This window comes from Sphingopyxis sp., from assembly GCF_016704835.1.
Taxonomy (GTDB): Bacteria; Pseudomonadota; Alphaproteobacteria; order Sphingomonadales; family Sphingomonadaceae; genus Sphingopyxis.
In genome coordinates this window covers 835,388-846,729 of the sequence record NZ_JADIZJ010000001.1, presented here as the reverse complement: position 1 = coordinate 846,729, position 11,342 = coordinate 835,388, and the positions used below count along the sequence as shown (strand labels likewise).

6 protein-coding genes, 1 tRNA gene and 1 pseudogene are annotated in these 11,342 nt (G+C 64.0%); 4 read left to right on the top strand and 4 right to left on the bottom strand.

The window, feature by feature from the left end:
• Nucleotides 1-127 precede the first annotated feature (127 nt).
• Genes IPF76_RS04180 through IPF76_RS04170 form a run of 3 tightly spaced genes read right to left on the bottom strand, consistent with a single transcriptional unit; the run spans nucleotide 128 to nucleotide 3,013 of the window.
• Nucleotides 128-1,093 (bottom strand): MoxR family ATPase, encoded by a 966-nt coding sequence (locus IPF76_RS04180; protein ID WP_293840061.1) that lies wholly within the window; start codon nucleotides 1,091-1,093, stop codon nucleotides 128-130.
• Nucleotides 1,083-2,312 (bottom strand): DUF4350 domain-containing protein, encoded by a 1,230-nt coding sequence (locus IPF76_RS04175; protein WP_293840059.1) that lies wholly within the window; start codon nucleotides 2,310-2,312, stop codon nucleotides 1,083-1,085. Before IPF76_RS04175 ends, IPF76_RS04180 begins: the two co-directional genes overlap by 11 nt.
• Entirely contained in the window at nucleotides 2,309-3,013 is a 705-nt protein-coding gene (locus IPF76_RS04170; RefSeq protein WP_293840057.1) for a DUF4129 domain-containing protein, read from the bottom strand. Before IPF76_RS04170 ends, IPF76_RS04175 begins: the two co-directional genes overlap by 4 nt.
• A 77-nt stretch (nucleotides 3,014-3,090) precedes the next feature.
• Here IPF76_RS04170 and IPF76_RS04165 point away from each other — a divergent pair, with 77 nt between their 5' ends.
• From IPF76_RS04165 to IPF76_RS04150, 4 genes and pseudogenes are all read left to right on the top strand, one after another.
• A complete protein-coding gene (locus IPF76_RS04165) occupies nucleotides 3,091-5,394 on the top strand; it encodes an alpha-ketoacid dehydrogenase subunit alpha/beta (RefSeq protein ID WP_293840056.1) in 2,304 nt (767 codons plus the stop codon).
• Entirely contained in the window at nucleotides 5,391-6,443 is a 1,053-nt protein-coding gene (locus IPF76_RS04160; protein ID WP_293840054.1) for an ACP S-malonyltransferase, read from the top strand. Before IPF76_RS04165 ends, IPF76_RS04160 begins: the two co-directional genes overlap by 4 nt.
• 402 nt (nucleotides 6,444-6,845) lie before the next feature.
• A complete protein-coding gene (locus IPF76_RS04155) occupies nucleotides 6,846-8,411 on the top strand; it encodes an NAD(P)/FAD-dependent oxidoreductase (RefSeq protein ID WP_293840050.1) in 1,566 nt (521 codons plus the stop codon).
• 445 nt (nucleotides 8,412-8,856) lie between these two features.
• Nucleotides 8,857-10,670: pseudogene (locus IPF76_RS04150) on the top strand (DUF885 domain-containing protein).
• A 561-nt stretch (nucleotides 10,671-11,231) separates the two neighbouring features.
• Here the strand turns inward: IPF76_RS04150 and IPF76_RS04140 are convergent.
• Nucleotides 11,232-11,307 (bottom strand) — tRNA-Glu (locus IPF76_RS04140).
• Nucleotides 11,308-11,342: the final 35 nt, after the last annotated feature.

Here is an 11,342-nt window from a genome sequence, read left to right as displayed (position 1 = left end):
ATCCAACTTTCCGATATTTGATGCTTCATTGCGATCGCAGCGAAGCCCTCCAGAGCGTAGCAAGCCGTCCTGGATTGCTTCGCTGCACTCGCAATGACGAGGTCATGGGAACGATAGCCGTCCTCGATCACCGCGGCACTTCCTCGCGGTCGAGCAGCGCGGCGACGACCTGTTCGACGCTGCGCCCCTCGATCTCGGCCGCCGCCGAAAGGATGACGCGGTGGCGCAGCACGCCCGACGCGAGGCGCTGGATATCGTCGGGAATTACATAATCGCGCCCGTCGAGCGCCGCCGCAGCGCAGGCGGCGCGCGCCAGCAGCGTCGCGGCGCGTGGGCTGGCTCCGCACTCCAGGTCGGCGCTCTCGCGCGTCGCGCGGACGAGGCGGACGATGTAATCGACGATCTCTTCGGCGAGGCGGACCGTGGCGATCGTGTCAATCGCCGCGTCGATCGTCGTGGCATTCGCGACCTCGGTCACACCGAAATCGCCAACCGCGGGGCTCTTGAAGCGCCCGCCATGGTCGGCGACGATCCGCCGCTCCTCATCGGCGGCGGGATAATCGACCACCAGCTTGAACAGGAAGCGGTCGAGCTGCGCTTCGGGCAGTGGATAGACGCCCTGCTGTTCGATCGGATTCTGCGTCGCGAGCACGGTGAAGCGTGGGCTCATGACATGCGCCTCGCCATTGATCGTCACGCGGCGTTCCTGCATTGCTTCGAGCAGCGCCGCTTGCGTCTTGGGCGGGGTGCGGTTGATTTCGTCGGCGAGCAGCAGCTCGGTAAAGATCGGTCCCTTGGTCAGGGTGAAGCTCGACGTCTGGAAGTTGAACAGGTTCGACCCTAAAATGTCGCCGGGCATCAGGTCGGGAGTGAACTGGATGCGCCCGAAAGCGAGGCCGGTGGCGCGCGCAAAGGCCTGCGCGAGCAGCGTCTTGGCGGTCCCCGGCGGGCCTTCGAGCAGCACATGGCCGCCCGCGAGCAGTGCGATCGTCACCATACGGGTAAGTGGCCCCTGCCCGAACACGACCTTGGCGACTTCGGCCTCGATCGCGGCGCCGAGCGCCTGGACGCTTTCGATGGGGTTAGCTGTCACGCAGTAAATCCTTCCTGATGTCGTGCAGCGCCTGCGCGTCTGCCAAAAACTCATGGGTGTTGCGCGCGAGCGGCAGCCGCCGCGCGAGCGCCGAAAACAGCTCGCCGCCACCGTGCAGATGCTTGTCGATCCAGCGGTCGGTCGCGCCGTCGTCAAGCCCGGTCGGGGCGTGCAGCCGCCGCGCAATGGCGCTGCGCTGGCTGCGGACATAGGCCTCGGCACCGTCGAGCTCGCGCCGCGCCTGCTTGATCAGGTCGGCGCTGTTGGCGATCAGCGCCGCCTTCGACACCGCAATCGCGCGCGCTGGTTTCAGTGCCGGACCGAAGCGCATCCACGCCTGCCACAGCGCGAGCAGCCCGGCGGCGATCAGGCACAAGGTGATACCGATAAACGGCGGCACAAAGGCGAAGCGCAGCAGCGAGCGCTGGCTGCCAAAACCATTCAGCGTCACGTCGAAAGCGACGCTATACGCCCCGGCATCTTCGGCCACCGCATCGACCAGCATCGCCGCCGCGCGGGCGCGATCGCGGCTTGAAAACGCCAGATTGTTGACGAAGTCGGGATCGGACAGGATATAAATCGGCGCATCGGGCTGCTTCGCCAGCACTGCGCCGCCGTGCGGAAAGGCGATCAGCGTTTCCAGATCGGGGGCGTTGACCACCTGCGTGCGCAGGTTCGGCAGCGTCAGCGCAATCGGATAGCCGCCAACATAACCCTTGGCCTGCGCGCCGCGCGCGTTGGGCTCGCTGCCGATCTTGTCGATGGTCCCGGCGGCGGGCGGCAGCATCTTGGGCGACGGTGCAGAGGCGAAGCCGTCTCCCGCCCAGCCCGCTTTCGACGGGTGGCGTCCGGTCCGCCATTTCGGCAATATGATTAGCACGGCCCCGCCGCGCTGTTCGCTGATCAGGCGAGCGAGATCATCGGCTTTGGTCGTATGGCCGGGGGTCAGGAACAAAAGTTCGGGATCTGCGAGCGCGGGCGCTTCTTCGCGGCGGCGGAGGTCAACTGCGGCGTCGCTGCGTTCGAGCAGATCGACGATCCCGGCATAGCCCGGCGCCGCCTTCGACAGCGCATGGCCGCCGCCGTCGTTGCCGCTGCTCAGCTGCGGGCCGAGTGCGATCAAGGCCCACAGCGCAATGAACGCGACCACCCCGATCACCACGACACCCGCGATCAGTCGCGGGTTGAAACCGCCGTCGCTGCTCGCCCGCTCACTCATGCGCGCGCCCAATTCTTCGGCACCGTAAGCTCGGCATAGGCGCTGCGGCATTGTTGCCAGGCGCCCGCATCAAGCGACCGCCCGCCGAACAGGCTGATCTCGACCGCGCGGGCGATGCGGCTGAAAGCATCGCGCGCGACCCCCGGCAAGTCGCGTGCCTCGGCGAGGTCGCGCGAGGTCAACGCAGGCTTGACCAGTCCGGGACGGCGACCTTCAATATCCGCGACACTGCGATAGAGCAGCAGGTGGACCGCCTCGGCAAAGCGGCCCTCGGCCGCGAGCGCATCGGCTTCGCTCAGCAGCGCGCGCGCCGCACCGGCTTCGGCCAGACCGATCTCATCGGCGCCATCGTCTTCGCGCGTTTTGCGCCAGAACGGCAGATTGTCCACCCAGCGAGCAAAGGCAGGGACAAAATGATAGAGCAGGAACAGCGTGAGCAGCGCGACGCCGATCCATAGCAACGGCCTGGCGGCGGGCGCGCTCCATTGGAAAAAGCTGCTGATCATGTCGAACAGCGATCTGAGCCATTCGGGCGTCGGCGGCGGTGGCGGCGGTGGCGGCGGGAAAACTGTCTGGATTTCGCCGCCTGCGATCGTCTGGCTAAAGGCGGGATCGACAAGTTCTGGATCGATCAGCCAGCCGCCGCCAGCGCTAGGCGCGGCGGCGGCCGCTGACGCCTGGGCGATCCACAGCGACATCATGCCCAAAAGACTGTTCCGCCCTGCATCGTCATCGCGTCAAGGCGTAGCGCGAGGCGGCGCGCCAAGGCAAGAGATGCTTGCGTACCGGACTGCCCCGTTATAGCGCGCTGGCGCATGGGTCCGATGGTTGCGCGCGTAACCAGCTGCCAGAACAGGCGGGGCCGAACGGGAGGTTGTCGGTGGACGCGGCGCAGGCAGTACATGAAAAATTCCTCGCCGCGCTGGCGGCCGGCCGCTTGCCGGGCCGCGCCGACGCGCCCGATCCGACGACGGCAGGCCTATCGCGCGCCGATGCCACCGATATTTTCCTGTCGCAGCTGACCAGCCGCCAGATGGACCGGCTGTCGCGCCATCTGCAGGCGCGCGGTGAGGGCTTCTATACGATCGGATCGTCGGGGCACGAGGGCAACGCCGCGGTCGCCGCGGCGCTGCGCGTCACCGACATGGCGTTCCTCCATTATCGCTCGAACGCGTTCCAGCTCCACCGTGCGCGGCAGGTCCCGGGGCAGACGCCGACATGGGACATGCTGCTGAGCTTTGCGGCGTCAAGTGAAGACCCGATTTCGGGAGGCAGGCACAAGGTCATTGGATCGAGGCCGCTCAATATTCCGCCGCAAACCTCGACGATCGCCTCGCATCTGCCGAAAGCGGTCGGCGCGGCCTTTTCGATCGGCATCGCGCGCCGCCTCGGCATGGCCGGGTTGCCGCTCCCCGACGATGCCATCGTGCTGACCAGTTTCGGCGATGCCTCGGCGAACCATTCGACCGCGCAGGGCGCGTTCAACACGGCGGGCTGGGCGGCGTTTCAGGGCTCGCCGATGCCGCTCATCTTTCTGTGTGAAGACAATGGCATCGGCATTTCGACGCGTACCCCGACCGGCTGGATCGAGGCGCAGTTCCGCCACCGCGCCGGGCTGCACTATATCCGGTGCGACGGCAGCGATCTTGTGTCGGCCTATGCCGGCGCGTGCGAAGCCGCCGACTATGCGCGGCGGTATCGCAAGCCGGTGTTCCTCCACATGGCAACGGTCCGGCTCTATGGTCACGCCGGGTCCGACGTGCAGGGCGCCTATCTGCCCAAGGCGCTGATCGAGGCCGACGAGGCGCGCGACCCGCTGCTCGCCGGCGCGGCGCTGATGGCGCAGCAGGGCTGGATGACCCCTGCTGAAATCGCCGATGCCTATGACGACATCGGCACCACGCTGGCGCGGCAGGCCGAAGCGGCCATCCTGCGCCCCAAGATCACCACGTCTGCGCATGTGATGCAGAGCATCGTCCCGCCCAAACGCGACGTCGCCCGCGCCAACACCCCGTCGGCTGAGGACCGCAAGGCCATGTTCGGCAGCGACGCGGGCGCGATGGACAAGCCGCAGCATATGGCGCGGCTCTTGAGCTGGGCGCTCGCCGACCTGATGCTCGCGCACCAGGAGATTGTCGTTGCTGGCGAGGATGTCGGGCCGAAGGGCGGCGTCTATAATGTCACCGCGAAGCTCCACCAGCGTTTCGGGTCGGCGCGTGTCGTCAACACCCTCCTCGACGAACAGGCGATCCTCGGCCTCGCGATCGGCATGGCGCACAACGGCTTCCTGCCGATGCCAGAAATCCAGTTTCTTGCCTATGTCCACAATGCCGAGGACCAGATCCGCGGCGAGGCGGCGACCTTGAGCTTCTTCTCGGACGGGCAATATACCAACCCGATGGTGCTGCGCATCGCGGGGCTCGGATACCAAAAAGGTTTCGGCGGCCATTTCCACAACGACAATAGCCTCGCGGTATTCCGCGACATCCCGGGGGTGATCCTTGCGGTGCCGTCGAACGGGCGCGACGCCGTCGCAATGCTGCGCGAATGCGTCCGGCTGGCGCGCGAGGAGCAGCGCGTCGTCGTCTTTGTCGAACCGATCGCGCTCTACATGACGCGCGACCTTCACGAAGACGGCGATGGTCTGTGGACCAGCGTCTATGAAGCGCCCGGTAACGGCGCACCGATCCGTTTCGGTGACGTCGGCGTTCATGGCGACGGCACCGACCTTGCGATCGTCACCTATGGCAATGGCTATTACCTGTCGCGCCAGGCTGAAAGGCTGCTTGCTGCCGACGGCGTCAAGGCGCGCGTGATCGACCTGCGCTGGCTCGGTCCGGTCGACGAAGAAAAGCTCGTCGCGGCCGTCGGCGATGCCCAGCGCATCCTGATCGTCGACGAATGCCGCATCACCGGATCGCAGAGCGAAGCACTGATGGCGCTGTTTGTCGAGCACACCCCGGGCAAGAAAATCGCGCGCATTGCCGCCGACGACAGCTTCATCCCATTGGGCCGCGCGGCGACGCTGACCCTGCCAAGCCGCGATTCGATCTACGCTGCTGCGAAGGAGCTGCTCGCATGAGCGCGCGCAAGACCGCACTCGTCGTCGCCCCCGGCCGCGGCACCTATGGCAAGGGCGAGCTCGGCAGCATCGCCCGGATCCACGGCACGCGCTTCGCCGAGCTGATCGCCAGTTTCGACGCCCAGCGCCGCGACCGCGGCCAGCCGACGGTGACCGAGCTCGACGGCGCCGACCGCTTCAGCGTCGCAACGCACATGCGCGGCGATGTCGCGGCGCCGCTGATCTACTCGGCAACCGCGCTTGATTTCCTCAGCATCGACCGCGAGCGATATGACATCGTAGCGGTCGCGGGCAATTCGATGGGCTGGTACAGCGCGCTGGCATTGGGCGGGGCGGTGTCGGTCGAGGACGGTTTCCGTATCAGCAATGCGATGGGCCTCAACAGCCAGGCCCACGGTCCCGGCGGACAGATATTGCTGCAGGTCGTCGACGAGGATTGGCGCCCCGTTCCCAGCCTTCGCGAGACGCTGCTAAGGCTCGCCCCCGCCATCGCCGCGCGCCCCGACCACGCCCTCGCGCTGTCGATCGACCTTGCCGGGATGATCGTGTTCGCGGGCAATGAGGCAGGCCTCGCCGCGCTGCTCGCCGAGGCGCCGCCGACCCCTGGACGCGATCCGCTCCGCCTCGCCGGCCACGGCCCGTTCCACACCCCGCTGATGGTCGGCAGCTCGGACAAGGCAAAAGCCGAATTGCCTCCCGCGCTGTTCGGCGCCCCGGCGATTCCGATGGTGGATGGCCGCGGCCATATCTGGCGCCGCTTCGCCAGCGACCCTGCGGCCATCTGGGATTACAGCTTCGGCCACCAGATCCTCGCACCCTATGACTTCGCGTGCTCGGTGCAGGTCGCGGTCAAGGAATATGCCCCCGACGTCGTCATCCTGCCCGGCCCTGGCGACACGCTGGGCGGCGCGATCGCGCAGTCGCTGATCGGCGTCGGCTGGCAGGGGATTGCCAGCAAGGCCGACTTTGCCGCACGGCAGGCGGTCGATCCGGTCCTGCTCGCGATGGGCCGCGCGGAACAACGGCGGATCGTGACTGGAACCGAATAGAACCAGCAGAGGAAGGAAAAGCCTCTGCCAATCCTGTCGGTTGCGCGGGGTCAGGTGGGGTTGACCCGTCGCCAATGAACGGCATGCCCGTGGGGACCCACTTAAGGGCTGTACACCGTTCACGGTCCTCATTGGCAGGATACAGCAACGGTGGCCGCGCGGCGCCGCGATCATGCACCGAAACGGAAGGGATTGACCGGTACAGCGCGCGCCTGTTCGACGATGAACTGTGCCGCGCAGATCGGGCAACACGCTGGGTCGGGACCTGATAAACCGACGATTGAAACCATTCGGCGTCGCTGCAGGATTTGACCGATTCGGCCCTTGGCTCATTGATCGAAATCAATGCTCGTAGCCGCGAATAGTGCTTCCCTTTTTGCAGGGGCAAAAGGCGGAGGCGATATGGCTACCACGACACCTGCAGTTCGACCGGCCACCGCGACCGGCGGCGCAAAGCGCACGCATGTTGATGTGCTCATCGTGGGCGCCGGAATTTCGGGGATCGGCTCGGCTTTTCACCTCCAGCAGCAATGTCCGGCCAAGAGCTACGCGATCCTTGAAATGAAGGAGACGTTTGGCGGCACTTGGGAGACGCATAAATATCCCGGTGTCCGATCGGACTCGGATCTCTACACCTTCGGCTATCGCTTCAAACCATGGGTCGGCGCGCCGATTGCCAGTGCCGCTGAAATTCTCCGATATATGGGGGAGGTGATCGAGGAGAATGGCATCGCCCCGCATATCCGTTATGGACACCGTATCATCGGGTGTCGTTGGTCGAGCATCGACAATTGCTGGACCGTCGAGGCGGTCCGCAAGCCAGACGGTCAGGTCGTCACCTTCACCGCCAATTTCCTGTGGATGTGCCAAGGCTATTACGACCATGAAAAGCCGTACATTCCGGACTGGCCGGGGTTGTCGGATTATCAGGGTCAGTTCGTCCACGCGCAATTGTGGGATCCCGCGACCGATTTTGCGGGCAAGCGCATCCTCGTCATCGGTTCGGGCGCGACTGCGGCGACCGTCGTTCCCGCCTTTGCGGAACAAGCGGCGCACGTAACGCTTCTCCAGCGCTCGCCGACCTACTTCTATTGTTCGGAAAACAAGAATGACCTTGCCGACCGGCTCCGCGAGGTCGGCATCGACGAACCGACGATCCACCGCGTCGTGCGGGCACAGATCATGCACGACCAGGATCTGATGACGCGCCGCTGCATCGCCGAACCCGACGCGGTTTTCGAGGAACTAAAGGCATTGATCCGGGCTTTTTCGGGCGATCCCGACTTTCAGTTCGAGCCGCACTTTACGCCAAAATATCGCCCGTGGCAGCAGCGGCTCGCATTCTGTCCCGAAGGCGACATCTTTCGCGCTGCCACGCAGGGCAAGTTGACCGTGGTAACCGACACGATTGACCGATTCACCGAACATGGCGTCCGTACGGCCAGCGGGGAGGTGATCGAGGCCGATCTCATCGTCGCCGCCACGGGCTTTAACCTCTCGGTCATGGGCGGAATCCCCTTCGAAGTCGACGGCGCCCCGATCGACTGGGCAAGGACCGTCACCTACCGCGGCATGATGATGACTGGTGTCCCCAATCTTGTGTGGGTCATGGGTTACTTTCGCGCCAGCTGGACGCTGCGCGTCGACATGATGGGCGATTTTGTCTGTAACCTGTTGAACCATATGGACGATATCGGGGCGAAAAAGGTCGAAGTTGCGCTAAGGCCGGAGGACAAGGACATGGCGATCCTGCCCTGGATCGAGTCCGAAAACTTCAATCCGGGCTATTTGATGCGCGGCATCGATGCCATGCCGCGCCGCGGTGACCGGCCCGAATGGCGCCATAATCAGGATTATTGGGCCGAAAAGGATGCATTCCCGGATATCGATCTCAGGGGTGCTGAGTTCCTCTACGACGATGAGCGCGCGGTTATAGCCGAACAAAGCGATGAAATTGCCGCCGAATAGGCTTGAGCGTCTGCTGTTGGCGAGACGGTTTCGGCCGGTAGCGCAGCCGAGCGATTCCTGAAACAAAACGCCCCGCCAGCTTGCGCTGACAGGGCAGTCGGGGGGGAGGTGATCTAAACCCGCAGCAATGGGTCGCATCTGACCGCGGCACAGGCGCGATCACCGCCGCCTGCACTTTTATATTATCGATCGGCGTCCGAGATACTTTGATCTTGATCAACAAGGGACGGGCGCGTGAACTTTTCCCAATGCCGCGTTCGATTGCCGCTCAGGAGCTGAGGCGGGTTCAAGCCGGCCTACGGCTTCCAAATCCGTCCTTTGACGTTCAAATCCGCCTCAAGAAGTCCTGCGGAAGTCCTGTGGACGCGAAGGGCATGCCTATGAAACATCATTGCTTTAGGCGAGGCGTCGGGCAACAAGCCCCATCATTCGATAGGAGAATGTAATGCGCTTTGCTGTCGCCCTTGTGCTGCTCCCCGTCCTGCCCTTCGCTCCCATTACCGCGCCCGCCTTTGCACAGGCCGCCCCGCAAGCTGTGGCACAGGATCTGGCGCTGCTTCAGTTTCTCGATCGGGCTTTCGAAGAGCGACTTGGCCTGAGCCCCGAGTCGCAGACCCAACTCGGGCTCAAGACCAATTACGAGAAACTCGACGACTACACCGACGCCGCGTCGGTGCGCGAGCAGGAGTTGGCCGAGCGTCAGCTCAAGGACATGCGCGCTCGGTTCAAGCCCCAACTGCTCGGCGGAAGCGCGCGCGTCAGCTACCGCCTGTTCGAATATGAAGTCGAACGCGGCCGCGCATCGTCGCGTTTCCGCAAGCTGCGTTTCCCGGTCTCGACCAATGGCAGCCCCGCGGGTGCGATCCCGGTGCTTCTGATCAACAATCACAAGATCGACAATGTGGCCGATGCAGAGGCCTATATCGCCCGCCTGCGCGACACCGACCGCGTCATGCGCGAAGTTGCGGCAACGATGCGCGATCAGGCGGCGGCGGGGATCATTCCCAACAAGGTCAATTTCGCGCCGGCGCGCGCCGACGCGCTTAAAGTCATTGCGGGCGCGCCGTTCGACAGCGCCGCCGATTCGACGCTGATGGCCGACTTCCGTAAAAAAGTGGGTGCGCTCGATGCACCCGCGGCCGCCAAGACAAAGCTTTTGGCAGATGCGAGCGCTGCGCTCACCGGGCCGTTCCGGCAGGGCTATCGCGCGCTGATCGCCGCGATCGACGAAATCGAGCCGCAATCAAAAGGCAATTTCGGAGCGTGGAGCCTCCCCGATGGCGTGGCCTATTACGCCGACCGGCTAAAGAGTTCGACCACCACCAGCCTCACCGCCGATCAGATCCACAACCTCGGGCTCGCGCAGGTTGCGGCGATCCGGCAGGAGATGGAGGCGATCAAGCGCGAGGTCGGTTTTACGGGCACGCTCGAACAATTCTTCGATCATATCCGTACCGATCCGCAATTCAAATATCCGAACACCGAGGCCGGCCGCGAAACCTATCTCGCCGATGCACGCGCGGTGATCGCGTCGGCGATGGCCGCTGCGCCACGTTATTTTCGGGTGCTGCCCCAGGCAGCGCTTGACGTGCGTGCGGTCGAAAAATGGCGCGAAGGAACCGCGTCGACTGCGTTCTACAATCCGCCTTCGGCGGACGGGTCCCGCCCCGGCATCTATTATGTGAACCTAATCGACATGAACCAGACGCAAAGGTGCAGGTCGCCGCGATCGCCGCGCACGAAGGCGCGCCGGGCCACCATTTCCAGATCGCGCGTCAGCAGGAACTGGCCGGCATTCCCAAGTTCCGCAAGTTCGGCGGCTATGGCGCCTATATGGAGGGATGGGGTCTCTATTCGGAGCGGCTCGCGAACGAGATGGGGGTCTACAAGACCCCATATGACCGCTTCGGCATGCTCTCGCTGCAGGTTTGGCGCGCGATCCGTCTGGTGCTCGACACGGGCATCCATTCGAAGCGCTGGACGCGCGAACAGGCGATCGCTTACTTCAAGGCGAACAGCTCGGTGTCGGACACCGATATCGCGCGCGAGGTTGATCGCTATTTCAACTGGCCGGGTCAGGCGACGAGCTACATGGTCGGCCAACTCAAGATCGCCGAACTGCGAAAGCGTGCCGAGCGTGAGCTTGGCCCGCGCTTCGATATTCGCGATTTTCACGAAGCGGTGCTGAGCGAAGGCGCGCTGCCGCTCGACATTCTCGAGGAGCAGGTCATTAGCTATATAGCGGCAAGGCAGCGGTGAGGACGCGACGAGCGCGGGTCGCTCCAATGGGAGTTTCTCGGATTATTCGACAGCGCCGTTCACATATGACCGGCAGGCTGAGCTATTCTCAGTGCGATCAAGGACCTTACCGCCAGCTTCACTGTCCGCGACACTGGCGGGCGCCAAGGGGCAACGATTGCGCAGCTCTTATGACGGCAAGCCCCATGGGAGGGCAGCAACGGCTGGCTGGGTTTCAGCGCGTCAACCTGAAGCCCGGGGAAAGGAAGCTGGCGAGGCTTCTAGCTCGGCATTCAATCTCTCCTTTGCTACCCAAAATATCATCAATCTTGGACCACTCAGAAGGGGACAGATCACCTTACGCGGATCGGAGGTGCCGAGGCTAACCTTCTAGAACTCGCTGCAAGCGAAACGCTTTGCAAGGCCGCGGGATGCGACGACAAAGATAGTCGATACCGCTGCGAGTATCGCGCCAGAGGCCCTTCGGTTTCATGATGGTTCGTCCCTTGTGTACGCACTTGGTGGACCGACCCCAATCATTATGGAAAAGAAAACCGAGGCTTCTGCGCCTCTCAGGCGATTTGGTGACCCCTACGGGAATCGAACCCGTGTTTTCGCCGTGAGAGGGCGACGTCCTAGACCGCTAGACGAAGGGGCCGTCATTCGGTGAAGCGGCGCATTAGACTCGCATAT